This is a genomic window from Aeromonas sp. QDB31 (assembly GCF_027707605.1).
GTDB lineage: Bacteria > Pseudomonadota > Gammaproteobacteria > Enterobacterales > Aeromonadaceae > Aeromonas > Aeromonas media.
In genome coordinates this window covers 17098-42408 of the sequence record NZ_JAPCIX010000027.1, presented here as the reverse complement: position 1 = coordinate 42408, position 25311 = coordinate 17098, and the positions used below count along the sequence as shown (strand labels likewise).

Genomic DNA, 25311 nt, shown 5'->3' with positions numbered 1-25311 from the left:
CGGTAGTTCAGTCGGTTAGAATACCGGCCTGTCACGCCGGGGGTCGCGGGTTCGAGTCCCGTCCGCTCCGCCACTAACAAGAAGCCCAGTCTCACGACTGGGCTTTTTTTCTTTTTAAGCATGCCGACGCCGCACTCATTTCCCCCTCGCATCAACACCGTCATCATCTGATGATCGCCGCTGGCCGTCGTTGCCGCTATAATGGCCGCCCTCAAGCAAGGTGGTGGTATGAAAGCAGAATATCTACAGCGATTCGGGGGCATTGCCCGTCTTTATGGTCAACGCGCGCTCGGTTCCTTCAGCCAGGCGAAAGTCTGCGTGGTGGGGATAGGCGGGGTCGGCTCCTGGGCGGCGGAGGCGCTGGCCCGTGCCGGCATCAACCAGATCACCCTGATCGACATGGATGACATCTGCATCACCAACACCAATCGTCAGATCCACGCCATGCAGGGCACGGTCGGCCGCCTCAAGACAGAAGTCATGGCCGAGCGCATTCGTGCCATCAACCCCGACTGCGAGGTGATCGAGGTGGATGACTTCGTCACCATCGACAACTTGGCCGAGCATATCAGACGGGAGTTTGACTATGTGGTGGATGCCATCGATTCGGTCAAGGCCAAGGTGGCGCTGATTGCCTTCTGCAAGCGCAACAAGATCCCGGTGATCGTGGCCGGCGGTGCCGGTGGGCAGATGGATCCGACCCGGATCACTGTGGCCGATCTGGCCAAAACCATTCAGGATCCGCTGGCCGCCAAGGTGCGCTCCGATCTGCGCCGGTTGCACAACTTCAGCAAGAATCCGGCGCGCAAATTCGGGGTTGAGTGTGTCTTCTCAACCGAGCAGCTGAGTTATCCGGATGGTAATGGTGGCACCTGCCAGGCCAAGACAGCCAGCGACGGCAATATGAAGATGGATTGTGCCTCCGGTTTTGGCGCTGTGACGCCGGTGACGGCAACCTTTGGATTGGTGGCCGCTTCCCGGGTATTGAAGAAGATTGCCGAACGGGGAGCCCGTGCCGAGAAAGAGGCCGGAAATGAAGAAGTAGGGTCGATTAGCGAAGCGTAATCGACCCCTGAACAAGGCGGGTTAGATTGCCTGCTCCCGGATTGCCAACACGATTGCCCTGAGCCCGTTGCCCCGCGACGGGCTCAAGTGTTTCTCAAGCCCCAGTTCGGTGAAATAGCCCTCCATATCGAAGGATTGGATCGCCGCTGCAGGTTGGTGGTTGAGCGCCGCCAGCACGATGACGATCAGGCCGCGCACGATGCGGGCATCGGAGTCGCAGGCAAAGTGCCAGCAACCATCCTCGCTTTTCTCTCCCTTCAGCCAGGCCTGGCTCTCGCAGCCTTTCAAGCGGTGCTCTTCGGTCTGCCACTCGGGGGGCAGTACGGGTAGCTGTTTGCCGAGCTGGATGATGAGTCGGTACTGGTTCTCCCAGCCGTGGGCCGCAGCAAACTGCTGGCGGATTGTGTCGGCGTCGGGCTCAAGGCCTATCCGGGTATAGGTTGCGAGGTCACTCATTCGGTTGTCTGCCTTAGAAGAAGTCACTGAGTTTGTGCAGGGCTGCCAGCAGGGCTTCCACATCGTCCCGGTTGTTGTAACAGGCCAGGGAGACCCGCAGGGTGCCGCCTATACCTAGGCTGTCCATCAGCGGCATGGCGCAGTGATGGCCGACTCGCAGCGCTATGCCCTGCATGTCGAGCAGGGTGGCGGCATCCTGGGGGTGGATGTCGTCCAGCAGGAAGGAGACGGCGCCAGCGCGCTGGCCGGGTTCGCCGACCAGACGCAGCCCCGGCACCTGTTGCAGTCCGGCAACCAGATAGTCGGTCAGTGCCGCTTCATGGCTGGCCAATGAGTCCCTGTCCTGCTCCATCACAAAGTCGATGGCAGCGGCGAGGCCGATGGCGCCGGCAATATGGGGGGTGCCGGCCTCGAATTTGAAGGGCAGGGTGTTGAAGGTGGTGCCGCTGAAGCTGACCCTGTCGATCATCTCGCCCCCCGCTTGCCAGGGCGGCATCCGCTCCAGCAATTCGGTTCTGCCCCACAACACGCCTATGCCGGTCGGACCGTAGAGCTTGTGACCGGAGAAGGCGTAGAAGTCGCAGCCGATGGTCTGTACATCGACCTCGAGGTGGGCCACCGCCTGGGCGCCGTCGATCAGGGTCAGAGCACCGACTGCCTTGGCGGCGGCCACAATCTGCTTCACTGGATTGACGGTACCGAGGGCATTGGAGACGTGGGCCACGCCCACCAGCCGGGTGCGTGGCCCCAGCATCGCCAGGTAAGCCTCCATATCCAGATCCCCGCGCTTATCCAGCGGAATGACCCGAATTACGGCGCCGGTGCGTTCGGCAATCAACTGCCAGGGGACAATATTGGCGTGGTGCTCCAGGGTGCTGAGGACGATCTCGTCCCCTACCTTGAGTTCGCTCATGCCCCAGCTCTGGGCCACCAGATTGATCGCCTCGGTGGTGCCGCGGGTCCAGATCACCTCGTGGCTGCGGGGCGCATTGATAAAGCGGGCGACCGTCTCGCGGGCTGCCTCGAAGGCGCGGGTGGCGCGGCCGCTCAGGGCATGGGCGGCGCGGTGCACATTGGCGTTGTCGGCCCGATAGTAGTGAGCGATGGCGTCCAGCACCGCCTGGGGCTTCTGGGTGGTGGCGGCGTTGTCCAGATAGATCAGAGGGTGGCCGTTCACCTCCTGCGCCAGGGCCGGAAACTGGCTACGCAATTGGGCGTGCTGTTGCTGATTCATGCTCCCCTCATCTCCTCTGGAAAAGTCGGCCATGATCCGGAAAATGACGGGCAAACACAAGGCGAAGTGGCGGGATCCTGTGTCCGGTTTCGGCTGCCCGCGTGATCTCTGTTACAATGCCGCCCCTCATCATAAGCCAAGAGATCCGGCCCATGAAGCTCAACCCCAATCAGAACGAAGCGGTCAAGTTTGTCTCCGGCCCTTGCCTGGTGCTGGCGGGTGCAGGATCGGGCAAGACCCGCGTCATCACCAACAAGATTGCCTATCTGGTGCAGCAGTGCGGTTACAACGCACGCAACATCGCCGCTGTGACCTTTACCAACAAGGCGGCGCGGGAGATGAAGGAGCGGGTCGGCCAGACCCTGGGTCGCAAGGAGGCGCGGGGGCTCATGGTCTCCACCTTCCATACTCTGGGGCTCGACATCATACGTCGCGAGCACAAGAGTCTGAATCTCAAGGCGAACTTCTCCCTGTTCGACGACACCGACCAGCTGGCGCTGCTGAAAGAGCTGACCGAGGCGGAGCTGGACAACGACAAGGACAAGCTGTCGGCCCTCATCACCCAGATCTCCAACTGGAAGAACGACCTCATCCTGCCTGCTCGGGCCATGCGCATCGCCCGGGGGCCGGAAGAGGTGCTGATGGCCCAGCTCTACGAGCGCTATCACCGTCAGATGGTGGCCTACAACGCGCTGGATTTTGATGACCTCATCGTGATGCCGACCCTGCTGCTGAAGAACAACGAGGAGGTGCGGACCCGCTGGCAGAACAAGATCCGCTACCTGCTGGTCGATGAGTATCAGGACACCAACACCAGCCAGTACGAGCTGGTGAAGCAGATTGTCGGCGAGCGGGCCCGTTTTACCGTGGTGGGGGACGATGACCAGTCCATCTACTCCTGGCGCGGTGCCAAGCCGCAGAATCTGGTGCTGCTGAACGAGGATTTTCCCAGCCTCAAGCTCATCAAGCTGGAGCAGAACTACCGTTCCAAGAAGCGCATCCTCAAGTGCGCCAACATTCTGATCGCCAACAACCCCCACGTCTATGACAAGGCGCTCTTCTCCGAGCTCGACTACGGGGTGCCGGTCAAGGTGCTGTTCGCCAAGAATGAGGAGCACGAGGCGGAGCGGATCGCTGCCGAGATGATGGGGCACAAGTTCATGAACCGCACCCGGTTCAAGGATTACGCCATCCTCTATCGGGGCAATCATCAGTCGCGCATCTTCGAGAAGGCACTGATGACCAATCGCATCCCCTATCGCATCTCGGGCGGCACCTCGTTTTTCTCCCGCACCGAGATCAAGGACATCATGGCCTACCTCAAGCTGCTGGTGAATCCGGACGAAGACACCGCCTTCCTGCGGGTGGTCAATCTGCCGCGCCGGGAAATCGGCCCCACCACGCTTGAGAAGCTGGGGCAGTACGCCAACCAGCGCGGCAAGAGCCTGTTTGCTGCCAGCTTCGAGCTGGGGCTGGAGCAGCACCTGTCTGGTCGCGGCCTGGTGGCCCTGCAGGCCTTCACTAACTGGCTGGTGCGGCTCGGCGATCAGGCGCAGCGGGGCAACCCGGTGGAGGCGGTGCGAGATATGATCAAGGAGATCCACTACGAGGAGTGGCTCTATGAGACCTCCCCCAGCCCGAAGGCGGCGGAGATGCGGATGCAGAACGTCTCCACCCTCTATCGCTGGATCACCGAAATGCTGGAGGGGGACGAGCTGGAGGAGGCCATGACGCTTGCCCAAGTGGTCACTCGCCTCACCCTGCGCGACATGATGGAGCGCAACGAGGGGGAGGACGATGCGGATCAGGTGCAGCTGATGACGTTGCACGCATCCAAGGGGCTGGAGTTTCCCTACGTCTACATGGTGGGCATGGAGGAGGGCTTGCTACCTCACCAGACCAGCATCGACGAGGACAACGTGGAGGAGGAGCGGCGCCTCGCCTATGTGGGTATAACCCGGGCCCAGACCGAACTGACTTTTACCCTCTGCAAGGAGCGGCGCCAGTACGGCGAATCGGTGCGGCCGGAGCCGAGCCGCTTCCTGCTGGAGCTGCCGCAGGACGATCTGGAGTGGGAGAACCAGAAGAAGGTGACGGCCGAGGAGCGCCAGCAGAAGGGGCAAGTCGGGGTCGCCAATCTGCGAGCCCTGTTCAAGAAGGATTGAGGGAGGACTCGGCCGGCGGGCTTGCCTGAGTGAGCAGCGGTATGATGTCGGATCCTGGCAGGGGTGGGGAGATGTGGCGCCCCTGTCCCTGGGCGCAGCCCAGTTCGATCAGCTTCTGCAACTGCTGCTGGTTCTCGATGCCTTCGACCACCAGAGTGAAGTCGAGATCCTGGCAGATGTCCCGCATGGCGCGGATCAGCGCCAGATCCTTGGGGGAGTTCAGCATGCGATGGGTGAAGCTGTCATCCACCTTGATGTAGTCCACCGGAAAGTGGAACAGGGCATTGAGGGAGGAGAAGCCGGTCCCGAAGTCGTCGAGGCTTATCTGGATCCCCTTGGCCCTGAGTTCATGGAGCGAGGTGAGGGAGTCGGCACTCTGCCTGGAGAGCTCCCGCTCGTTGAATTCGAAGATGAAGTAGCCGGGTATCACCCCTTCTTCCTCCATGATGTGAACAAGCGCCATGATCTGCTCGCGGTTGGCCAGGTGCTTGCCGGACAGGTTGAGCGATATCTTGAAGCGGCCGCCGCCCGAGAGCTGCAGCCAGCTCTTCAACTGCTGGCAGGTGCGTCTGAGGATCTGGCGATCCAGATCCTGAATGAGGCCGCACTGCTCGGCCAGTGGAATGAAATCGAAGGCATCTTTCAGTTCCCCCTCCTCCGTGATCCAGCGCGCCATCACCTCCAGACCGACCAAGCGGCTGTCACACAGCCTGATCACCGGCTGGAAATAGGGGACAATCCGCCCTTCCCGCAAGGCCCTGAACAGCCGCTCCTCCGGCGAGCCTGAGTGCTCCATGCAGGCGTCGGAATACATGACGATGCGACTGCGGCCATTGCGCTTGGCCTGGTACATGGCGAGATCGGCCTGGTGCAGCAGCTCGCTGATGTCCGTGGTCTGCTCCGAGACGCTGGCCACCCCCAGGCTGACGGTAACGGTCAGCTCATTGCCCTGAAGCCGGAACGGGTGGGCGATGCGGCCTACAATGCGGTTGAGCACCGGGCTGACGTCCTCCTCCTGCTGACTGTTGTCCAGATAGATGACGAACTCGTCGCCCCCGAGCCTGGCCACCATGTCATTTTGCCGGATACAGCTCTGCAGGCGTTTGCCCAGCTCCAGCAGCAACTGGTCGCCGGCACTGTGGCCCAAGGCATCATTGACCTGTTTGAAATGGTCCACGTCGGCGAAGATCAGGGTAAAGCCGGCCGTCTGATAACGGCGATAGCGGGTCATGGCATGATGGAGGTGATTCATCAGCAGGGCCCGGTTCGGCAACTGGGTCAGCGGATCGTGCAGTGCATTGAACTGGAGTCGCCGCTCCAGCTCCTGATGATGCCTGAGTCGTTTCTGCAACCGCAGGTTGGTCTGGCGCAGTTGCTGGAGCCGCTGGTTGATGGACTCTTCCGAGTTGAGCTCATCCAGCTGTTGCCTGACTCTCTTGAGCTCCAGCAGCAGGGTCAACTGGTGGCGCAGGAAGTCGAGGAACAGCCTGTCATCGGTTTCCAGCGGTTGGGTCGTGTTGATGAGGAGGTGGGCAAAATACTGCTGTTGTTGACGCAGAGGCAGGCTGTACCAATACAAGCCGGTCTCGCTGCGCTCTATGCTGTTGGTGCTGTGGCACAGGGCCCTGATGACGTCATCATCGTAGGTGAGCCGTGTCGGATAGAGTCTCTCCAGTCGCTGGTTGTCGAGGCGGATCAGCAGCATGTCATTGACGGCCAGCATCTGGCGTAGCACCGCCTCCAGCTGGGAAAACAGGGCATGCTGCGGCAGATTGTGGGCCAATCGCATGATGCGGCCGATCTTTTCTATCTTCTGCTGCCAGTGAGGATCCCGCTGCATGAGGGGGGAGGCTTGCCCTGCCAGCTGGGTGCCGGTCTGGGTTTCGTGCAGGCGCTTGGCCAGACACTCCAGCAACAGTCTCAGGGTCGGGGTCTGCTCGGGGGCGCCGCGGGCCAGCAACCATTGCACCTCATAGTGCTCCACCGCCTGCACACACCATCCCTGCTGTTCATCCAGCCGGGTGAGCTGTTCGGTAAGACGGGGCTCTTCACGTCCCAGTTGCTGCTTGAATGTCTCGGGCAGCTGATGCTCATACAACCAGTGCAGGCCCCCATCGGCCAGCCCCAGCATGGCAAAGTGCTGCAAGGGACAGAGTCTGCCCAGCTGCTGTACCAGCCTGGCGTAGTCCTCAGGGGAGGCGATGCCGGGCGCGGGAAAATCCATGATGGAAGAAACGACCGCCAGCAAGGGGGGGGGATCTGGCGGTGTGAGGGGCTGGACTGACATGCAACACTCCCGAATTAGCTCACCTACAAGCGTAGTCGGAAGTGATTGGATTTAAAGGGCTGCAATAGGAGCCCTTTCAACCACTTAGAGCTTGTCGATCATGTAGTGAATGGCGTTTTCGATCTCTTCGTCACTACAGGCTGCGCAGGTTCCCCGTGCCGGCATCATGCCAGCTTTGCCGGTGAAGCCTTCGATGGCATGCTTGCGCAGGGTCTCGAACCCCTGGGCAATGCGTGGTTCCCAGGCGGCCTTGTCCCCGCGCTTGGGCGCACCGGCCGCGCCGGTATCATGGCAGGCAAAGCAGGCGCCCTTGAACACAGTCTCGCCATCACGGGGACCGGACGAGGCAGCAGCCGGGGCGGCCGCGGCCGTCGCAATGCCTTCCAGATCCTTGGCGGTGTAGACCTGACCGACCGGTGCTATGCGCTCGGCGATGGCTTCCGTCGACATCTCATCGGCGGCAAAGACGGCGCCGGACAGGGTGGCGGCAGCCATCCCGGCAGCCAGCAAATAGCTCAGTTTTTTCAACACGCTCATGTACTCCCAGCAGGCTCTTATTATCCCTAGAAAACGACGGGATTATAACCGAATAGTTACAGGCATTTAAACGCTTGTGTGTGAAGTGTTAAGCAATCTGCGAACAAAGTTTCTGCGGCGGCAGTGGCCGCAGGCAAGGCAAGAGCAAAAAGAAACCCGGCTTTCGCCGGGTTTTTGCAATCAGCCGTGAAAAAGGCTGACTTGTTTCCACTCAGGATCCTGGTGCCGGACCGGGCCTTCGCACCTGACATCCACAAGCCGTTGTCCAGGCTTCTCAATCCCAGTTCAGGATCACCTTGCCGGACTTGCCTGACCCCATGACTTCGAAGCCCTGCTGGAAGTCATCGATGTGGAAGTGATGGGTGATGATGGGGCTGAGATCCAGGCCTGACTGGATGAGGCTGGCCATCTTGTACCAGGTCTCGAACATCTCGCGACCATAGATCCCTTTGATAAACAGGCCCTTGAAGATCACCTTGTTCCAGTCGATGGCCATGGTGGAGGGGGGAATGCCGAGCATGGCAATCTTGCCGCCGTGGTTCATCTTGTCGATCATGTCCTGGAAGGCGCTGGGCACGCCGGACATCTCCAGCCCCACATCGAAGCCTTCGGTCATGCCGAGCTCGTCCATCACATCGGAGAGTTTCTCCTTGGCCACGTTGACGGCGCGGGTGGCGCCCATCTTGCGGGCCAATTCGAGGCGGTATTCGTTGACGTCGGTGATCACCACGTGACGGGCACCCACATGGCGGCAGACGGCGGCAGCCATGATGCCGATGGGGCCGGCGCCGGTGATGAGCACGTCTTCACCCACCAGATCGAAGGAGAGGGCGGTGTGCACGGCGTTGCCGAACGGATCGAAGATGGCGGCCAGTTCATCGGGGATGTTGTCCGGCAGCTTGAAGGCGTTGAAGGCCGGGATCACCAGGTATTCGGCGAAGGAGCCCGGGCGGTTGACGCCGACCCCTATGGTGTTGCGGCACAGGTGGGTGCGACCGGCGCGGCAGTTGCGGCAGTGGCCGCAGGTGATGTGGCCTTCGCCTGAGACGCGATCGCCGATGGCGAAGCCGCGCACTTCCTGGCCGACGGCGACCACCTCTCCCACGTACTCATGACCGACCACCATGGGCACGGGTATGGTCTTCTGGGCCCACTCATCCCAGTTGTAGATGTGCATGTCGGTGCCGCAGATGGCGGTCTTGCGGATCTTGATCAGCAGATCGTTGTGGCCGAGCTCGGGGGCCGGGACGTCCGTCATCCAGATGCCGGCTTCGGATTTGAGTTTGGAGAGTGCTTTCATGACAGATTCCTCACGGCGCTGTGCCGGGTACAGAGGGTAATAAAATGGGGCCCAACCTTGGCCCCCGTTTTAATCAGCTAGCCATGTGATCAAATCACACCGAGCTCGCGGCCGATGCGGATGAAGGCATCGATGGCCTTGTCCAGCTGCTCGCGGGTATGGGCGGCAGACATCTGGGTACGGATGCGGGCCTGGCCCTTGGGCACCACGGGGAAGGAGAAGCCCACCACGTAGATGCCGGCCGCCAGCATGCGGCTCGCCATCTCGGCGGCCAGCTTGGCATCCCCCAGCATGACAGGGATGATTGCGTGATCGGCACCGGCCAGGGTGAAACCGGCGGCGCTCATCCGGGTGCGGAAATACTCGCTGTTCGCTTTCAGGCTGGCCCGCAGCGCGTGACCCTCGGCTAGCATGTCGATCACCTTGATGGTGGCCGAGACGATGGAGGGGGCCAGGGAGTTGGAGAAGAGGTAGGGACGGGAGCGCTGACGCAGCCAGTCGATCACCTCTTTCTTGCCAGAGGTGTAGCCGCCGGAGGCGCCGCCGAGCGCCTTGCCCAGGGTGCCTGTGATGATGTCGACCCTGTCCAGCACGCCGCAGTATTCGTGGGTGCCACGGCCGTTCTCGCCGATGAAGCCCACCGCGTGGGAGTCATCCACCATCACCAGGGCGTCGTATTTGTCGGCCAGATCGCAGATGGATTTGAGGTCGGCGATGACACCGTCCATGGAGAAGACACCGTCGGTGGCGATCAGCTTGAAGCGGGCGCCGTCGGCATTGGCCTGCTTGAGCTGGGCTTCCAACTCGGCCATGTCGTTGTTGGCGTAGCGATAGCGCCTGGCCTTGCACAGCCGTACGCCGTCGATGATGGAGGCGTGGTTGAGCGCATCGGAGATGATGGCGTCTTCGGCGCCGAACAAGGTCTCGAACAGACCGCCGTTGGCATCGAAGCAGGAGGAGTAGAGGATGCTGTCCTCGGTGCCGAGGAAGGCGGACAGTTTCTGCTCCAGCGCCTTGTGCTGGTCCTGGGTACCGCAGATGAAGCGTACCGAAGCCATGCCGAAGCCGTGGCTGTCGAGCCCCTGATGGGCGGCGGCGATAAGATCCGGGTGGTTGGCCAGCCCCAGGTAGTTGTTGGCACAGAAGTTCAGAACCTGCTCGCCGCCCACCGCAATCTGGGCCTGCTGAGCCGAGGTGATGATGCGTTCCTGCTTGTATAGCCCTTCCGCCTTGACCTGTTCGAGCTGTTCGGCCAGGTGACGATAGAATCCGTTAGACATCCTCGGTCCTCATTGACTGTGTCGACTGTGTTATCAGGATCTTGGGCCGTGCGAGGTGCACGGACTGACGTCGTCGCGGTCGTGACGAAACGTCGACAGACCCTGGAATGGGCAACATTTTACTGCAATCGTTGCGCACCAATTCAAATTATTATGCTGATATTCAACAATTGTGAAACAGATCTCACCCTGCTGGTTGGGCCAGTTGGTGGTAGTGCTGCTCCAGTTGGCGGATCTGGGCGATCACCTGGGGTTGCACATAGGGGCGTAGCAGGAAGAGCACCCGCAAGACCCCCTGATAAAGCAAGGGCTTGGTGATGCGGGTATGGGGTGCCTGGGCAATCTGGAAGGGGATCCAGCAGGTGACCACCATCTTGATGGTCTGGCCCAGATCCGGCAGGTCTTCGTCGCTGACGTCTATGATGCCGCCCTCGCGCAGGCTTCTCAGCAGCGCTTCCACGGCGGCGCGCAGCTGCTCCTGGGCCTTGAGGTACTTGTGCTGCAAGGGTTCGTCGCGACTCAGGATGTCCGGCAGGTTGGCGTAGAAGAAGCGGAACTGCCACATCAGATAGAAGATGGCATCCAGATAACCCATCAGATCTTCCAGCTTGATCTCGTGGCTGCGGGCCGGCGTGAAGCTCTCGCTCAGGTGGCGGGCGTATTGATCGAAGATGGAGTGGATGATGTCTTCTTTATTGCGGAAGTGGTAATAGAGGTTGCCCGGGCTGATGCCGAGATGGGCGGCAATGTGGTTGGTGGTGATGTTGCGTTCACCCTGATCGTTGAACAGCTCGGTGGCGCTGTGGATGATCCTGTCTCTGGTCTTCATCACTGATCCCTCTGCCGGGCCCTGTGCGCCGAGGTCGAATCCCCTGGCGGCCCGTGATAAACTTTTCGGCAATTTCAAATTGGCCCACTATACACAGCTTTAACAGGCAGTCACACGGGGCCATCAACGTACGCGAGGCAAACTCCATGATCGTAGTAACTGGCGGTGCTGGCTTTATCGGCAGCAATCTGGTCAAGCAGCTGAACGCTCAAGGACGGACCGATATCGTGGTCATCGACGACCTGACCGACGGCACCAAGTTCGTCAACCTGGTCGATCTCACCATCGCCGATTACATGGACAAGGACGAGTTCCAGGCGCGGATCGTCTCCGGTGACGAGTTTGAAGAGTGGGATGGCGGCATCGAGGTGATCTTCCACGAAGGTGCCTGCTCCGCGACTACAGAGTGGAACGGCAAGTTCATCATGGAGGTCAACTACGAGTACTCCAAGGATCTGTTCCACTACTGCATCGAGCGGGAAATTCCCTTCATCTATGCCTCCTCCGCCGCGACCTATGGCGGCCGCAACGACAACTTCATCGAAGATCCCAAGTTCGAGCAGCCCCTCAACGTCTATGGCTACTCCAAGCAGCTGTTCGATCAATACGTGCGCCGCTGGCTGCCGGAGATCGACTCCCAGGTCGTGGGCCTGAAATACTTCAACGTCTACGGCCCGCGCGAGCAGCACAAGGGCTCCATGGCTTCCGTCGCCTTCCACCTCAACAACCAGGTGAAGCAGGGTGACAATCCCAAGCTGTTCGAGGGCTGTGACGGCTTCCCGGATGGCGGCCAGATGCGCGACTTCATCTATGTGGACGACGTCTGCAAGGTGAACCTCTGGTTCTGGCAGAACCCGCAGCACTCCGGCATCTTCAACTGCGGTACCGGCCGTGCTGAGCCGTTCCAGAACGTGGCCGAGGCCGTGATCAAGCATCATCAGCAAGGCGCCATCGAGTACATCCCCTTCCCGGATCACCTCAAGGGTCGCTATCAGAGCTTCACCCAGGCCGATCTGACCCGCTTGCGTGGCGTCGGTTATGACGGCGAGTTCAAGACTGTCGCCGAAGGCGTGGCCGATTACATGGCCTGGTTGAACCGGGCTTGATCCCCCTCTGACGGGCGGCCCTGGCCGCCCGTCGATCGGATGCGCTTGCATGAACATATTGATGGCACTCTCCCAGCTCGAAGTCACGGGAGCTGAGGTCTATGCCACCACGGTCGGCAACGAGCTGACCCGGCGTGGTCACAACGTCTTTTACGTGTCAGATACCCTGACCAAGCCCACGCAAGGGCCCGTCTTCAAGCTGAGGTTCAACAAGCGCAGCATACTGCGCCGCTTCTGGCATGTGTTTTACCTCATCTATCTCATCAGAAAGCACCACATCCAGCTGGTTCATGCCCACTCCCGCGCCTCCGGTTGGAGCAGTTATGTGGCCTGCAAGCTGACCGGCACCCCCATGATCACCACAGTTCATGGCCGTCAGCCGGTGCATGCCTCCCGCAAGGCGTTTCATGCCCTCGGCTATCGGGCGGTGGCGGTGTGCGAAGATATAGCCTGCCAGATCATCGACAACCTGGGGGTGGACCCTGCCATGGTGCAAGTGCTGCGCAACGGCATAGAGACCGACAGGTTCCAGCCTGTGCCGGCACCGGACAACGTCAGGCCGGTGATCGCCATCATAGGCCGACTGAGCGGCCCCAAGGGGGAGCTCTGCTATCGCCTGCTGGACGAGGTACTGGATCTGGACGCCTGCCAAGTCCGTGTCGTCAGCGGTACCCGGGTGCCGGAGCGCTTTGCGCGCTTCCAGGACAAGGTCGATTTCGTCGGCTATGTGGACGATGTGCCCGCCCTGCTGGCGCAGTGCGATCTGGTGATCGGTGCCGGCCGGGTGGCGATGGAGGCCCTGCTGTGCGGCCGCCCCGCCTTCGCCATCGGCGAGGCCAAGGCCATAGGGCTGGTGACCGAACAGAATCTGGACGAGGCGCTGGCCAGCAACTTCGGTGACATAGGGCCCCAGGATCTGGCGATCGATTTTGCCGCGCTGAAGGGACAGATAGCCCCGGCGCTGGCCAGCAAGCAGGTGCCGGACAGCCTGCGTCAGCGGATCCGGCAGGAGTATGACTTGCAGCTGGTGGTGAGCGGACTCGAGTCCATCTATCAGGATGCCGTGGTCGAGACCCTGCGCCGGGAGATGCCGGTCATCATGTATCACCGCTTCATCGAGCATGAGAGCGAGAAGGGAGTGCACGGCACCTGGCTGCCCGTCGCCATGTTCGAGAAACACCTCAAGCTGATGAAGTGGCTCGGCTACGAGACGTTGACCTTCGCGGATCTGGTGGACAAGGGCTTCATCCATCGGCTGCAATACGGCAAGAAGTACCTGATGATCACCGTCGACGACGGTTATCGTGACAACCTCACCCGCATGCTGCCTCTGCTGGAAAAATATGGTTACAAGGCGGTGGTGTACATAGTGACAGGCGAGGATCACAATCGCTGGGACGTGGAGCACCCGACCCACCCCGATACGCCGGTGGCCCTGATGAATGGCGATGAGATAAGGGCGCTGGGGGCCTCTGGTCACGTGGAGATAGGGGGACATACCCTGACCCATCCGCGCCTCAGCACGCTGGCTCCCGAGCAGCAGGCGCGCGAGATCCGGGCCAACAAGGAGAGGCTGGAACGGCTGCTTGGCCATCCGCTCCTGTCGTTTGCCTACCCTTACGGGGATCTGAACGAGAGCGCGAAAGCCGAGGCCTGCGCCGCCGGCTACCGCTATGCTGTGGCCACCAACAGCGGCCCCAGGGCCATGCATCGGGATCCGCTCCAGATCCGCCGGATCGCCATCTTCCCCCGCACCGACATGTTCGGGTTGTGGCGCAAGATCAGGGGTAATTATGTCTTCAGGAAATAAAGAAGTGGTAGAGAAAAGTATACCGTTAAACACCAACCCGTCGGATAAGATAAGCCCTTGCTGGTGGCGTCAGGGTCAAGTATTGCCGCTGATGGTTCAACTGTCAGCCTTTCTATTTGGCGCACTGGCACTGGTGATACCCAGTGGTTACTCCTACGGCCCCGCACTGTTGCTTCTGGCAAGTCTCTACTTTATTGTCACGAAACGTTCGACGTTGAGATTGAGCAAAGAGTTCAAGCTTATCGGGCTCGGCTTTCTGCTCTATTTTACAGTCATGGCGATATCCATCTGGCTGGATGGCGGTAGAATAAGCGAGGTTGACCGGGCCAGCCGGGCAGTGATGGCGGCAGCTATGCTTCCCTTATTAGCCTTTGTGCCGGTGCGTCTTCCTCTATTTTTATCAGGCTGTGGTGTAGGGGCACTGCTGGCATTTGGTTCCGCTATTTATGACAAGTTTATCTTGGGCTATGGGCGGGCATTTGATGATGTGATGCCAATTCAAAGCGGTAATATTGCCATGTCGTTGGGGCTTTTTTGCCTCTGTGGTATGTTTTGGGCACAAAAGAAAGGGAAATTGGCCTTCTCGCTCCTTATGCTATTGGGGGCTTTCGCCGGGATGGGCGCGAGTTTCCTTTCAGGTACCCGCGGAGGCTGGGTATTGCTACCTGTTATTTTGCTAACTATTGGAATGTTGTTCAAAGAGAGCCTCTATCGCAAGAGAGCAATCGCTATGATTGCCGGTATCTTGCTATGTGGGGGAGGGCTCATAGCTCAGCCGCAGAGTGGTGTGGAGGCTCGAATCGAGCAGACTCAACACGATATCAGCCAATATCTTGACAAAACCAACCTCAACACATCTCTGGGGATCAGGTTCCAGCTTTGGCAGAGCGCCTGGCAGAGCTTTACCGAGAAACCGCTGTTTGGCTGGGGAAACCATGGAGTCAGGGCGTCACAGAAGGCACAGCTGGCACGGGGGGAAATAAGCCAGTTTATCTATAACTTCAATTCCCATGCTCATAACCAATTCCTTGATGAAATGGCCAAGCGCGGTGTTATCGGTCTTGGCGCCCTACTGATTATGCTACTTACCCCTCTATTCCTGGTAAAGCGACGATTGCGTCAACCCCATGATGCTGATATGCATTGTGGAGCTGCATTGCTTATTGTCACCATTTTTTCATCGATTGATTACTGCCTCAGTCAGGCATTTTTCGGTCACAACTCTGGTATTACTTTCTTTGTCTCATCCTTGGTTATAGCTGCATCCATTGTTTTTAAGAAAAATGAAAACGAATAAGTTAATAGCACCAAATAGGGAGTTATACAGCTTCTTGGTGTGGTTAATCTAATGAATAATGCGATCATTAAAATTAGAGAGGTATAGAGTGGGGGTTTCTATTTCAATTGTGATTTTAAATTACAATTCGTCTAAATACACAATGGATTGCATAGATAGTATATTGAGTAGCTCATATCAGAACTATGAAATAATAGTGGTTGATAACAACTCAAACGCGGATGAACGTGGTGTAATTATTGATTATTTGAAAATTAACAATAATGATAAAATACACTTTATAGAAAATTATAATAATTTCGGGTTTGCTCTTGGAAATATATTTGGAATATCAGCAGCAAAAGGAGAGTACATATTTGTTCTTAACAATGATACGCTAGTGGATGAGGGTGCGCTTGATATACTTCATTCATTTATGGAGGATAATCCAGACGTATCGCTGTGTATACCATCTCAGTATAATAAAGATGGTATATATCATCCATCCTTTGCCTATTTACCATCAGTAGCTAATCAGTGGTTTGGCAACGGATTATGTCGAATGTTAAAACCATCAGAATATATGGATAGGAAGATGGAATATAAAACTCCATTTAGTGTCCAAATGGGTAGTGGAGCATCAATGTTTTTTCGCGCATCCGATTATTTTAAAATTGGAGGTCTAGATCCTAATTTCTTCCTTTACTGTGAGGAAGAGGATATCTGCATTAGAATGAAGAAAGAAAAAATGAATATATTTTTTGTTCCTGATGCAAAGATAATTCATTATGGTGGTGGGAGTACGAATAGAAATCTAGACATAGAAATAGAGTTTTACAGGTCTTTATTTTATTTTTTCGATAAAAATTATAATTTTTTATCTGCAAAAGCTCTTAAGTTTAGATTTCTTATCAAGGAACTCATCAAATCATGTAAAAAACCAGCCAGATTTAAGCTATTCTTGGCTATTATCATGAGGTCATCACTGTCTCATTCCTTAAGACATAAGTAACGAGGCTTGAAAATTAATATCATTTAACAATGGATGAGCTACTAGGGGGTGATCTTAAATAGACTATTTTCTTAAAACATGGCCTGTGTTTAAATAAACTATAGAAAGTGACATTAAAATCAGCTGAGATATAATGTAATTATTCCAACAGATTACGAAAGAATAATCACATATAGTCCACTATATTTAACCAAGTTTCTAGCGTCAATCTATCGTTCCGAGTACGAGAGTCATTCAATCATATCGGTGGTGGTGAAACTAGTTTTCGGGTGGCATGGCCATAACCAGCAACGAATTAAAGGTCTAGACCATAAATTGCGTTACTGGCGGGGCATACTTCTGTAGCCGATTATTTATTCATTGTCATGAGCTATTCCTAGCTCAGCACAGAATGTGGCCAGTCTCTCCTGCACATTCAAGATTTCCCGCTCCGGATCCTGGTGGTCGGTGTTGATGAACTGATAGCGAGGATGAGAGACGGGATTGGCAATGGCGGAGTGCCCCAGGGGAGAGACTATGGTCAGCAGCGGTATGTCCAGCGCCTGCGCCATATGCCGAGGGCCTGTGTCGTTGCCGACGAACAGCTGGCAATGGGCGAAGATGCCCGCGAGCTCCCGCACCGAGCGGGTCTGTATGTGGTCAAACACGCTGGCCTGCAGCGCGGCGGGCAGCAAGGGCTTCAGGCTGCGGTTGTACTCTTCCTCCCCCGGCCCGCAGTAGATCAGGATCTGGGCGTGGTGCTGCTCTATCAGCCAGCGTGCGACTTCGGCGAAACAGTCGATGGGCCAGCGCTTGTAGTGCCCAAGGGAGTTGACCCCCATGGCGATCAGCGGCCTGCCCGGATCTATGCCGGTGGCCTGCAGTGTCTCCCGTCCCCGCTGCTTCTCCTCTTCACTCAGCCAGAGATAGTAGTTGCGATCCTCTTTGGCGAGCCCCAGAGGCTTTAGCAGCGAGAATCTGTCATCCACCAGGGTGCTGTTGCCCTGATGTTCGGTGTCATGGCGAAAGCGCACTATGCGGTTGTGGCCGAGTCGCCAGGGGAAGGAGTCGAAGCCGATCCGCAGTTTTGCCCCCGAGATGAGGCAGGTGAGCAGGCCTATCATCTGGCCCTGGCTGTTGATCACCACGTCGTAGCGCTCGCGGCGAATGCCCAGCAGCAACTCCTTCATGTAGCGCCACTCGTTGCGGCGCGCCTTCTCGATGACGATCAAGCGATCTATGTTGGGATTCCCCTCCGCCATCCCCGCGCAGTAATCCATGACCAGATAGTGAACCTCCCCGGCGGGGTCGTGCTGTTTGAGGTTGTTGCACAGTGCGGTGGAGATCAGCACATCTCCTATCTGTTTGGTTTGTACTACCAGGTATTTCATGGAAGAGGCCTCGGGTGAGGTCGGGGTGGAACGTCAGCGCACCAGCATATCGCACTCCCCCGTCAGATGCTGCCGCTGTGGGCTGAAAATCCGATCCAACGCACTGTGTTTGAACATATTTTCGGCGTCGATGGGGTGGGGTTGCTGCAAAGAACAGGCGCGGCCCATAGACCGCGCCTGCTGACTGCCTGGACGAAGTGGCATCAGCGCACTATCAGGCCCAGCAGTATGCCCACCACGCCGAAGTCGGCATCGCTGAAGGTGGTGTTGGCAAAGCCGAGATCCCCCAGCACCGGCAGCAGGAACACCGGCAGGAAGGTGATCAGCAGGCCGTTGGCGAAGGCCCCCAGCAGGGCACCGCGACGGCCGCCGGTGGCGTTGCCGAACACCCCGGCTGCCGCGCCGACGAAGAAGTGCGGCACCACCCCCGGAATGATGACGGTGAGCCCCAGCAGGTAGAGTAGCACCATGCCCACCAGACCGGCGGCAAAGCTCGACAGGAAGCCGATCAGCACCGCATTGGGGGCGTAGGGGAAGACGATGGGGCAGTCCAGAGCCGGCTTGGCGTTGGGCACCAGCTTGTCGGAGATCCCCTTGAAGGCCGGCACGATTTCGGCGATGACCATCCGCACCCCCTGCAGGATCACGTAGACCCCGGCGGCGAAGGTGATGGACTGCATCAGGGAGAACATGAACCAGTGCTTGCCCTTGGCGACTTCCGATACGTAATCCGCACCGGCAAACAGAGAGGTGATGAGGAAGATGATGCCCATGGTGAAGGAGATGGCCACCGGGGTATCGCGCAGGAACAGCAGGCTCTTGGGTACCTGCACCTCTTCGCTGCTGTGGGCCTTGTTGCCGAACTTGGCGCCGATCCAGCCGGCCAGCACGTAGGAGCAGGTGGAGAAGTGGCCGAGCGCCACGTCATCGGAGCCGGTGACCTGTTTCATGTAGGGGTGAGCAAGGGCCGGGAACAGCACCATGGTCACGCCGACCACCAGGCTGCCCACCGCGATGAGCGGGATGCCGCTCATGCCGCCGGCGGAGAGGATGGCCGCCACCATCATCGACATGAACAGAGTGTGGTGACCGGTCAGGAAGATGAACTTCCACGGGGTGAGCCGGGCGATCAGGATGTTCACCAGCATGGCGAAGAACATGATCATCGCCATCTCCTTGCCGAATGACTGCTGGGCGATGGAGACGATCGCCTCGTTGTTGGGGACGACCCCCTTGATGCCGAAGGCGTGCTGGAAGATGGTGGCGAAGTCGCCCAGCGAGTTCACCACCAGGGTGGCGCCGGCCCCCAGGATGACGAAGCCCATGATGGTCTTGACCGTGCCTTTGATGCACTCGGTCACCGGTTTCTTCTGGGCGATCAGGCCGATGAGGGCGATGAGGCCAACCAGCACGGCCGGCTCCGACAGCACGTCAAACATCAGAAAATTGAAAAATTCCATGGTCAGCTCCAAGCAGATGGAAGCGGCGGCTCACCGGCCGCCCAGACAGTCGCAAAGGGGGTTAGAGTGCGCCCAGCTCGCGCAGGGCGATGGCGAGTTTTTCTTTCATGGCGGCCTTGTCGACCATGTTGTCCAGGGATACCAGCCGGCCGTCGACCCCCATGCTGACCAGCTGTTCGGCGATGTCGCGGGTGGCGACAAAGATCTCGGCGCTCTCGCTGCCAGCGGAGGCGAGATCCCGGTGATCCACCTCGGCCGTCACGGCCAGCTCCTTGAGAATGCTCTTGATGCTCATCTCCATCATCAGGCTGGTGCCCAGGCCGTGTCCGCATACAACCAGAATTTTCATGCTCTCTTCCTCTGTCGGGCGCAGGGCGCCACTCAATAACGCGCCAGGATGCGCAGGATGTCGTCTTTGCTGGTGGCCGCCATGATGGCTGCCACGTCTTCTTCATTCATGAACAGCTCGGCCAGCTGGGCGATGGTCTCCACATGGGAGTTGCTGTCGCTGGCGGCAAGGGTGACCAGCAGCCGGACCGGGTCGTTGCCCTCGGAGCCGAAGTTGACCCCCTCCTTCAGCACGGTCAGCGCCAGTCCCAGCCGGTTGACGCCGTCTTCCGGGCGGGCGTGGGGCATGGCCAGGCCCGGTCCCAGCACGTAGTAGGGGCCGAGCTCCTCGTGGGAGCGATAGAGCGCCGCCACATAGGAGGGCTCTATGGCGCCGTTGGCCAGCAGGGGGGCGGTGGCCAGCTCGATGGCGTGGCGCCAGTCGCGGGCGCCCGCTTCGATGGAAATGACCTCCTCGGTCAGCAATTGGGTCAGCATGGCAGTGTCCTGGCTGGATAGAATGACGCCAATCTAGCGATCTTGCCTCTTGATAACTGTGAGCTTGATCGCGAAAGTTAGCGCTACCAGATAGCGCTAACATCGAACTGTGATAGCGCTATCATTTCTCTCACAGAAGGGATTCATCCTGCCCCTTATCGGCCTCAAAGAAGGTAAAATCCGGTTTGAGCAAATAGTCAGTGCCCCGCTTTTGCCTTAAAGTGAATGCCCGCATGCCGAGGAAGGGAAAGGATGTCAGAAGCGAAAAAACGCCGCAGCACGGGTCGGGTGACCCTCAACGACGTGGCCCAGTTGGCTGGCGTAGGAGCCATGACGGTGTCGCGCGCCCTGCGCACCCCCGAGCTGGTGTCAGACAAGATGCGAGAGCGCATCGAGGCGGCGGTGGATGAACTCGGCTATATCCCCAATCGGGCGGCGGGGGCGCTGGCATCCGCTACCTCCCAGACCATAGTGGTCATCGTCCCCAGACTGGCGGAGCGCGCCTGCGGTGACATGATTGCCGGGCTGCAGCAGACCCTGCTCGCCGAGGGCTACCAGATCATGCTGGGGGATGCCCAGCACCTGAAGCAGCAGGAAGAGAGCCTGCTGACCAGCTTTCTGCAGCATAATCCGGCGGCCGTGGTGCTGTTTGGCAGCGATCCCGGCGAGACTATCCGCATGCGGCTGAAGGCGGCCCGCCTGCCGGTGGTGGAGGTGGGGGCCATGGCCCGCAGCCCCATCGACATGAACGTCGGGGTCTCCAACTTCGATGCGGGCTATCAGCTGACCCGCCACCTCATCGAGCGCGGCTACCGCAATATCGGCTTTCTCTGCGCCCGCCAGGAGCAGTGGATGCTGCAGCAGCGCATGCAGGGCTGGCAGAAGGCGCTGCTGGACAACTACCTCTCCCCCGACGCCATCATCAACACCTCGGAGCGACCCAGCTTCAGCACCGGGGCGGCCATGCTGGGGGAGTTTCTGCTGCGCTGGCCCGAGCTGGATGCGCTGGTCTGCGTCAACGACGAGCTGGCGGCCGGGGTACTGTTCGAATGCCAGCGTCGCCACCTGAACGTGCCGGGCAAGCTCGCCATCGCCGGTTTCGACGATCTGGACGTGGCGCGCGCCTGCTACCCGGCCCTCACCTCGGTTCGCATCCCCTATCACCAGATGGGCCAGGAGGCCGCCGATCTCATCCTGCGTCAGCTGGCAGGCGAGACGGTGGCCGGCCTGGCCCTGACCCTGGATTTTCAACTGCAAAGGCGTCAAAGCACCTGATGGGTGACGCCACAACATCGAGAGGCAAGCATGTTCAAGGCTCTGTTACTGGACAACCAAGATGGCAAGACCAAGGCAACCCTGACCCAACTGGCCGAGAGCCAGCTGCCGGCGGGGGAGGTGCGGGTGGCGGTGAGCTACAGCTCCCTCAACTACAAGGACGGGCTGGCCATCACTGGCAAGGGCAAGATAGTGCGCCAGTGGCCGCTGGTGCCGGGTATCGACTTCGTCGGCACTGTGCTGGAGTCGGCCGACAGCCGTTACCAGAGCGGTGACAAGGTGGTACTGACCGGTTGGGGTGTGGGGGAGGGACACTGGGGCGGCATGGCCGAACAGGCGCGAGTCAAGGCCGACTGGCTGGTGCCGCTGCCGGCCGGGCTGGATGAGCGGCAGGCCATGTGCATCGGCACCGCCGGTCTGACCGCCATGCTCTGCGTGCTGGCGCTGGAAGAGGCGGGTATAACCCCCGAGAGTGGCGAGATCCTGGTGACAGGGGCGGCGGGCGGAGTGGGCTCCACTGCCGTGGCCCTGCTGGCGAGGCTCGGTTATCGCGTTGCGGCCCTGACTGGCCGTCCCGAGGAGCAGGGCGCCATGCTGACGGCGCTGGGCGCCAGTCGCATAGTGCCGCGCAGCGAACTGCTGGAGCCTGCCAAGGCGCTGGAGAAACAGCTGTGGGCCGGTGCTATCGACACCGTCGGCAGTCAGGTGCTGGCCAAGCTGCTGGCCCAGATGAACTACGGCGGCGCCGTGGCGGCCTGCGGCCTGGCGGGTGGCTTCGATCTGCCGACCAGCGTCATGCCCTTCATCCTGCGCAACGTGCGGTTGCAGGGAGTGGATTCGGTGATGTGCCCGCTGGCGCGCCGTCAACTGGCCTGGCAGCGACTGGCGCGGGATCTGCCCGCCAGCTTCTTCGCCCAGGCGGTCACCGAGATTGGGCTGGATCAGGTGGTGGAGGCCGCCGAGGCCATTACCCTGGGTCAGGTGGCTGGCCGGACCTTGGTGAAGCTCTGAGTGGAACCACTGGCGAGCCTCATGTTTCTGGATAGACTTTGAAGGCCGGTGCACTACTCAAGGAGAATGAGCATGGGTACGCAGACGCCGGATTTCGAGCTCGACGATGAGTGGGAGCCGGAATCCTGGGAAGACGAGCTGGAGGAGCTGGACGACGAGGACTGGCAGGACTATGACCCCCTCGACGATCGGTGACTCCCTGTAACGCATGAGGGCGGGCCTGGTGGCCCGCCCGATTTTTTGTCCGTTCGGCAGCATGCCCCTTGGTTGCCGCGCGAGGCTCTGGTTAGAATGAACTGCTCAAATGGCGCTGTGGGAAGAGGGATGCCCGTCAGGCCAGAGACGCCATAAACCACTCAAACAACGTCCAAGGATGATTATGCGCTCACTCGTCATCATGCTCTGTGCCACCCTGCTCGGGGGCTGTGTCTCCAACTCGGACGATCCCTGCGAAAAGGTGTGGAGCGACGTCGGGGAAGCCGATGGCAAGCTGGGGTTTGCCGATGACAGGGTGGCATTCCACCAGACCCAGTGCGGCGACAAGGTGGACGTTGCCATGTGGCAGCAGGGCCGCCAGAAGGGATTGGCCTGGTATTGCCGCCCGGAGCACCTCTATCTAGCCGGGCGATCGGGGGAGGAGTACCGTGGCGTCTGCCCCAATGACGTCCAGGCCCGTCGCCTGGTTGAGCAGGGCCGCCATGGCTGGACCGATCAATAGGGCGCGGCCCGCCGAGTATTTCTCCCCAGACCCCGCAGAAGCGGGGACCTACTCCTCCTTGTTCTTCAGACGCAACGGCTGGCACAGGTAGTCCTTGTCATTGGCGCTGCGGGCGCACTTGCCGCAAACGAACTTGGGTTTGCGCAGTATCTTGCGCAGCGTCTTGAGATCGGAGGGGATCTCGTGACGGCGCCATTCACACAGCGTCTTGTGGCCCATGGCGATGACTTCCTCGACAGTGAATGGGAGCGGTAGGGAGAGCAGACTGCCGGTCGGCACCCTGCTCGTTGTTCATTACTGATAAAGATACTTGGTGAAAATGAGCTCGCGTACCGCCTTCTTGCCGGTCTCTCTGACCAGCAGTTCGTTGACCTTGCCCTCGCACTCCTTGCGCAGCTCTTCCCGGCTCACCAGGGACTTGATCTGGGCGCCCGTCTTGCTGCCAATCAGGCGGATGATGGCGTCGCGGATCAGGGGGTCGTGCTGCTCCAGCAACTTGAGATCGGCGGCATTTTCGGCCATCAGCTCCACCGTCACCCGCACATACCCCAGGGTTTTGCCATCGCCGAGGTAGTTGGTGATGATGTCCGGATCCAGCGCATGATAGGCGAATCCCGGCTGGACGGCGGCGGAGGCCGGATCGGCGGCCGCGTCCTCATTGGCGAAGGCGTAGGTATTCAACAAGGTACAGCCCAGGGATAACACCAGCAGAATTCTGAAGATCTTCATCAAGATGGCTCGGCAGCGACGGATGCCCCATTTTTGATGCTGCCATCGGGGCCGTCAAGCACGGATGTTCTTACAATTCGCCATTGATTTACGGATAATAAACCGGATTTTAACCTGACAACGGAAATCTCCGGATGGTGAAGCTGTGAAGTCCGAGTTGACTGTTCCCCTGATCCAGCTCGTCCCCTGGCGGGCACCCGCAGAGTGTGACCCCCCCGAGGCACTGCGCCCCTGGTTGCTGGAGGCAGACTCCATGACCCGGCGCCTGCGGCGTTACAATCGTCACCTCTCGGTGCAACTGCTCGGCAATCGCAGCGTGTCGCTGGGGGCGGACGAGCAGACGCTGGTGGCCGTTGCCGATCCCGTGGGGATCTGCCGCGAGGTTATCCTGCACGGTGATCATGGGCCGGCCATTCTGGGCTGGACTCTGTTTGCCGAGGCGGCGCTGCAGGCGGGCGGTCTGCAGGATCTGGGGGAGCAGCCATTGGGGGAGCGTATCTTCGGTGATGCACCGGCACGGCGGGATCACCTGCAACTGGCCTGCTTCGAGATCGCGAGCAATCCTTGGTGCCAGGCCGCCACCGTCTGGGGGCGCCGCTCTCGTCTCTATCTGGGGCAGTGGCCCTTGCTGGTCCATGAACTCTTCCTGCCCTCGCTATCGTCTCATTCGCTGCCATCGCATAAGGAGCTGGAGTGAAGCTGTTAACCAAGGAGCGGGGACTGGCCTATGTGCAGTTGGCCCGCATCGACAAGCCCATCGGCACCCTCTTGCTGCTGTGGCCGACCCTGTGGGCGCTCTGTCTCGCGGCGGGCGGCCTGCCGGATCCCTGGATCCTGACCGTGTTCGTGGTGGGGGTTTTCCTGATGCGCTCGGCAGGCTGCGTCATCAATGACTATGCGGATCGTAACTTCGACGGCCACGTGAAACGCACCGCCGGCCGGCCGCTGCCCATGGGCCGGGTCGACGAACGGGAGGTGCTGATCCTGTTCGCCGTGCTGGCGCTCATCTCGTTCGCCCTGGTGCTGACCCTGAACACGCTCACCATAGGCCTGTCGTTCGCCGGCCTGCTGCTGGCGGTCTGCTATCCCTTCATGAAGCGCTTCATTCCCATACCGCAGCTGGTGCTCGGGATGGCGTTCTCCTGGTCCATTCCCATGGCCTATGCGGCCCAGGCCAATGCCCTGCCGCCCGTGGCCTGGCTGCTGTTTCTCGCCAACCTGCTGTGGACCATCGCCTACGACACCCAGTATGCCATGGTGGACAGGGACGATGACCTCAAGCTCGGCCTCAAGTCGAGCGCCATCCTGTTTGGCCGTCACGACAAGCGGATCATTGGCGTGCTGCAACTGGCAACCCTGCTGATCCTGCTGGGGGTGGGCCAGCTGATGGCGCTCGGCTCGGGTTATTACTGGGGGCTGCTGGGGGCGGCGGCGCTGTTCGTCTATCAGCAGCGGCTGATCCGGGAGCGCCAGCGGGAGGCCTGCTTCCAGGCGTTCCTCAATAACAACTATGTGGGTGCCTTGGTGCTGCTCGGGGTTATCGCCCACTACCTTTGAGAACCCCTG

General features: G+C 59.5%; 25 protein-coding genes. 12 read left to right on the top strand and 13 right to left on the bottom strand.

Annotated features, from left to right (window positions below; translation table 11 throughout):
* Positions 1-228: 228 nt before the first annotated feature.
* Positions 229-1065, top strand: coding sequence for a tRNA cyclic N6-threonylcarbamoyladenosine(37) synthase TcdA (tcdA, locus tag PG898_RS18800; protein ID WP_270824842.1), 837 nt, complete (start codon positions 229-231; stop codon positions 1063-1065).
* Between the two features lie 21 nt (positions 1066-1086).
* On the opposite strand, the gene PG898_RS18795 is transcribed toward tcdA, so the two are convergent.
* Both PG898_RS18795 and PG898_RS18790 read right to left on the bottom strand, forming a co-directional pair.
* Positions 1087-1521, bottom strand: coding sequence for a SufE family protein (locus tag PG898_RS18795; protein ID WP_270824841.1), 435 nt, complete (start codon positions 1519-1521; stop codon positions 1087-1089).
* A 13-nt stretch (positions 1522-1534) separates the two neighbouring features.
* The gene (locus PG898_RS18790; protein ID WP_270824839.1) at positions 1535-2755 is read right to left on the bottom strand and encodes an aminotransferase class V-fold PLP-dependent enzyme; all 1221 of its coding nucleotides are present in this window, start codon (positions 2753-2755) and stop codon (positions 1535-1537) included.
* A gap of 152 nt (positions 2756-2907) precedes the next feature.
* Here PG898_RS18790 and rep point away from each other — a divergent pair, with 152 nt between their 5' ends.
* Positions 2908-4920, top strand: coding sequence for a DNA helicase Rep (gene rep, locus PG898_RS18785; RefSeq protein WP_270824838.1), 2013 nt, complete (start codon positions 2908-2910; stop codon positions 4918-4920).
* Here rep and PG898_RS18780 read toward each other — a convergent pair.
* The 5 genes from PG898_RS18780 to PG898_RS18760 form a co-directional block, all read right to left on the bottom strand.
* On the bottom strand, positions 4907-7207 hold the full coding sequence (locus PG898_RS18780; protein ID WP_270824837.1) for a putative bifunctional diguanylate cyclase/phosphodiesterase: 2301 nt from the start codon (positions 7205-7207) through the stop codon (positions 4907-4909). The two genes, rep and PG898_RS18780, sit on opposite strands and share 14 nt — an antisense overlap.
* Positions 7208-7291: 84 nt before the next feature.
* On the bottom strand, positions 7292-7744 hold the full coding sequence (locus tag PG898_RS18775; RefSeq protein ID WP_043132658.1) for a c-type cytochrome: 453 nt from the start codon (positions 7742-7744) through the stop codon (positions 7292-7294).
* 274 nt (positions 7745-8018) lie between these two features.
* Positions 8019-9044, bottom strand: coding sequence for an L-threonine 3-dehydrogenase (gene tdh / locus PG898_RS18770; protein ID WP_270824836.1), 1026 nt, complete (start codon positions 9042-9044; stop codon positions 8019-8021).
* 89 nt (positions 9045-9133) lie between these two features.
* Positions 9134-10324 (bottom strand): glycine C-acetyltransferase, encoded by a 1191-nt coding sequence (locus tag PG898_RS18765; RefSeq protein WP_163150214.1) that lies wholly within the window; start codon positions 10322-10324, stop codon positions 9134-9136.
* Positions 10325-10508: 184 nt separating this feature from the next.
* On the bottom strand, positions 10509-11153 hold the full coding sequence (locus tag PG898_RS18760) for a TetR/AcrR family transcriptional regulator (RefSeq protein ID WP_025325250.1): 645 nt from the start codon (positions 11151-11153) through the stop codon (positions 10509-10511).
* A gap of 146 nt (positions 11154-11299) precedes the next feature.
* Here PG898_RS18760 and rfaD point away from each other — a divergent pair, with 146 nt between their 5' ends.
* Genes rfaD through PG898_RS18740 form a run of 4 tightly spaced genes read left to right on the top strand, consistent with a single transcriptional unit; the run spans position 11300 to position 16357 of the window.
* Positions 11300-12259, top strand: a complete 960-nt coding sequence (rfaD, locus tag PG898_RS18755; RefSeq protein WP_025325251.1) for an ADP-glyceromanno-heptose 6-epimerase — start codon at positions 11300-11302, stop codon at positions 12257-12259.
* Positions 12260-12308: 49 nt separating this feature from the next.
* Positions 12309-14069 carry a polysaccharide deacetylase family protein gene (locus PG898_RS18750; protein WP_270824835.1) on the top strand — a complete coding sequence of 587 codons (1761 nt, stop codon included), beginning with the start codon at positions 12309-12311 and terminating at the stop codon, positions 14067-14069.
* On the top strand, positions 14053-15366 hold the full coding sequence (locus PG898_RS18745; protein ID WP_262113252.1) for an O-antigen ligase family protein: 1314 nt from the start codon (positions 14053-14055) through the stop codon (positions 15364-15366). Before PG898_RS18750 ends, PG898_RS18745 begins: the two co-directional genes overlap by 17 nt.
* A 58-nt stretch (positions 15367-15424) precedes the next feature.
* Entirely contained in the window at positions 15425-16357 is a 933-nt protein-coding gene (locus PG898_RS18740; protein WP_270824834.1) for a glycosyltransferase family 2 protein, read from the top strand.
* A 353-nt stretch (positions 16358-16710) separates the two neighbouring features.
* On the opposite strand, the gene PG898_RS18735 is transcribed toward PG898_RS18740, so the two are convergent.
* From PG898_RS18735 to PG898_RS18720, 4 genes are all read right to left on the bottom strand, one after another.
* Positions 16711-17727, bottom strand: coding sequence for a glycosyltransferase family 9 protein (locus PG898_RS18735; protein WP_333563618.1), 1017 nt, complete (start codon positions 17725-17727; stop codon positions 16711-16713).
* A 203-nt stretch (positions 17728-17930) separates the two neighbouring features.
* Entirely contained in the window at positions 17931-19187 is a 1257-nt protein-coding gene (locus tag PG898_RS18730; protein WP_270824833.1) for a PTS ascorbate transporter subunit IIC, read from the bottom strand.
* A gap of 61 nt (positions 19188-19248) precedes the next feature.
* Positions 19249-19536: a PTS sugar transporter subunit IIB gene (locus PG898_RS18725; RefSeq protein ID WP_016349013.1), complete on the bottom strand. Its 288-nt coding sequence runs from the start codon at positions 19534-19536 to the stop codon at positions 19249-19251.
* 32 nt (positions 19537-19568) lie between these two features.
* Entirely contained in the window at positions 19569-20012 is a 444-nt protein-coding gene (locus PG898_RS18720; protein ID WP_041212111.1) for a PTS sugar transporter subunit IIA, read from the bottom strand.
* A 252-nt stretch (positions 20013-20264) separates the two neighbouring features.
* On the opposite strand from PG898_RS18720, the gene PG898_RS18715 reads away from it, so the two are divergent.
* The 4 genes from PG898_RS18715 to PG898_RS18700 all read left to right on the top strand — a co-directional run bounded on the left by PG898_RS18715 (position 20265) and on the right by PG898_RS18700 (position 23016).
* Positions 20265-21287 (top strand): LacI family DNA-binding transcriptional regulator, encoded by a 1023-nt coding sequence (locus PG898_RS18715; protein ID WP_270824832.1) that lies wholly within the window; start codon positions 20265-20267, stop codon positions 21285-21287.
* Between the two features lie 30 nt (positions 21288-21317).
* The gene (acuI, locus tag PG898_RS18710) at positions 21318-22298 is read left to right on the top strand and encodes an acrylyl-CoA reductase (NADPH) (protein WP_270824831.1); all 981 of its coding nucleotides are present in this window, start codon (positions 21318-21320) and stop codon (positions 22296-22298) included.
* Between the two features lie 72 nt (positions 22299-22370).
* A complete protein-coding gene (locus PG898_RS18705; protein ID WP_081934617.1) occupies positions 22371-22493 on the top strand; it encodes a hypothetical protein in 123 nt (40 codons plus the stop codon).
* Positions 22494-22671: 178 nt separating this feature from the next.
* Entirely contained in the window at positions 22672-23016 is a 345-nt protein-coding gene (locus tag PG898_RS18700) for a DUF2799 domain-containing protein (protein WP_374396862.1), read from the top strand.
* 48 nt (positions 23017-23064) lie between these two features.
* On the opposite strand, the gene PG898_RS18695 is transcribed toward PG898_RS18700, so the two are convergent.
* Together PG898_RS18695 and PG898_RS18690 are read right to left on the bottom strand one after the other, a co-directional pair.
* Positions 23065-23295 carry a hypothetical protein gene (locus PG898_RS18695; protein ID WP_270824844.1) on the bottom strand — a complete coding sequence of 77 codons (231 nt, stop codon included), beginning with the start codon at positions 23293-23295 and terminating at the stop codon, positions 23065-23067.
* A gap of 15 nt (positions 23296-23310) precedes the next feature.
* Entirely contained in the window at positions 23311-23745 is a 435-nt protein-coding gene (locus PG898_RS18690) for a flagellar basal body-associated FliL family protein (RefSeq protein ID WP_270824830.1), read from the bottom strand.
* A 145-nt stretch (positions 23746-23890) separates the two neighbouring features.
* On the opposite strand from PG898_RS18690, the gene PG898_RS18685 reads away from it, so the two are divergent.
* Both PG898_RS18685 and ubiA read left to right on the top strand, forming a co-directional pair.
* The gene (locus tag PG898_RS18685) at positions 23891-24442 is read left to right on the top strand and encodes a chorismate--pyruvate lyase family protein (RefSeq protein WP_270824829.1); all 552 of its coding nucleotides are present in this window, start codon (positions 23891-23893) and stop codon (positions 24440-24442) included.
* Positions 24439-25302 carry a 4-hydroxybenzoate octaprenyltransferase gene (gene ubiA, locus PG898_RS18680; RefSeq protein ID WP_270824828.1) on the top strand — a complete coding sequence of 288 codons (864 nt, stop codon included), beginning with the start codon at positions 24439-24441 and terminating at the stop codon, positions 25300-25302. Before PG898_RS18685 ends, ubiA begins: the two co-directional genes overlap by 4 nt.
* Positions 25303-25311 lie beyond the last annotated feature (9 nt).

Coding starts and splice junctions, on each gene's coding strand:
- tcdA (WP_270824842.1), top strand. CDS start 229: ATGAAAGCAGAATATCTACAGCGATTCGGGGGCATTGCCCGTCTTTAT.
- PG898_RS18795 (WP_270824841.1), bottom strand. CDS start 1,521: ATGAGTGACCTCGCAACCTATACCCGGATAGGCCTTGAGCCCGACGCC.
- PG898_RS18790 (WP_270824839.1), bottom strand. CDS start 2,755: ATGAATCAGCAACAGCACGCCCAATTGCGTAGCCAGTTTCCGGCCCTG.
- rep (WP_270824838.1), top strand. CDS start 2,908: ATGAAGCTCAACCCCAATCAGAACGAAGCGGTCAAGTTTGTCTCCGGC.
- PG898_RS18780 (WP_270824837.1), bottom strand. CDS start 7,207: ATGTCAGTCCAGCCCCTCACACCGCCAGATCCCCCCCCCTTGCTGGCG.
- PG898_RS18775 (WP_043132658.1), bottom strand. CDS start 7,744: ATGAGCGTGTTGAAAAAACTGAGCTATTTGCTGGCTGCCGGGATGGCT.
- tdh (WP_270824836.1), bottom strand. CDS start 9,044: ATGAAAGCACTCTCCAAACTCAAATCCGAAGCCGGCATCTGGATGACG.
- PG898_RS18765 (WP_163150214.1), bottom strand. CDS start 10,324: ATGTCTAACGGATTCTATCGTCACCTGGCCGAACAGCTCGAACAGGTC.
- PG898_RS18760 (WP_025325250.1), bottom strand. CDS start 11,153: ATGAAGACCAGAGACAGGATCATCCACAGCGCCACCGAGCTGTTCAAC.
- rfaD (WP_025325251.1), top strand. CDS start 11,300: ATGATCGTAGTAACTGGCGGTGCTGGCTTTATCGGCAGCAATCTGGTC.
- PG898_RS18750 (WP_270824835.1), top strand. CDS start 12,309: ATGAACATATTGATGGCACTCTCCCAGCTCGAAGTCACGGGAGCTGAG.
- PG898_RS18745 (WP_262113252.1), top strand. CDS start 14,053: ATGTCTTCAGGAAATAAAGAAGTGGTAGAGAAAAGTATACCGTTAAAC.
- PG898_RS18740 (WP_270824834.1), top strand. CDS start 15,425: ATGCGATCATTAAAATTAGAGAGGTATAGAGTGGGGGTTTCTATTTCA.
- PG898_RS18735 (WP_333563618.1), bottom strand. CDS start 17,727: ATGAAATACCTGGTAGTACAAACCAAACAGATAGGAGATGTGCTGATC.
- PG898_RS18730 (WP_270824833.1), bottom strand. CDS start 19,187: ATGGAATTTTTCAATTTTCTGATGTTTGACGTGCTGTCGGAGCCGGCC.
- PG898_RS18725 (WP_016349013.1), bottom strand. CDS start 19,536: ATGAAAATTCTGGTTGTATGCGGACACGGCCTGGGCACCAGCCTGATG.
- PG898_RS18720 (WP_041212111.1), bottom strand. CDS start 20,012: ATGCTGACCCAATTGCTGACCGAGGAGGTCATTTCCATCGAAGCGGGC.
- PG898_RS18715 (WP_270824832.1), top strand. CDS start 20,265: ATGTCAGAAGCGAAAAAACGCCGCAGCACGGGTCGGGTGACCCTCAAC.
- acuI (WP_270824831.1), top strand. CDS start 21,318: ATGTTCAAGGCTCTGTTACTGGACAACCAAGATGGCAAGACCAAGGCA.
- PG898_RS18705 (WP_081934617.1), top strand. CDS start 22,371: ATGGGTACGCAGACGCCGGATTTCGAGCTCGACGATGAGTGGGAGCCG.
- PG898_RS18700 (WP_374396862.1), top strand. CDS start 22,672: ATGATTATGCGCTCACTCGTCATCATGCTCTGTGCCACCCTGCTCGGG.
- PG898_RS18690 (WP_270824830.1), bottom strand. CDS start 23,745: ATGAAGATCTTCAGAATTCTGCTGGTGTTATCCCTGGGCTGTACCTTG.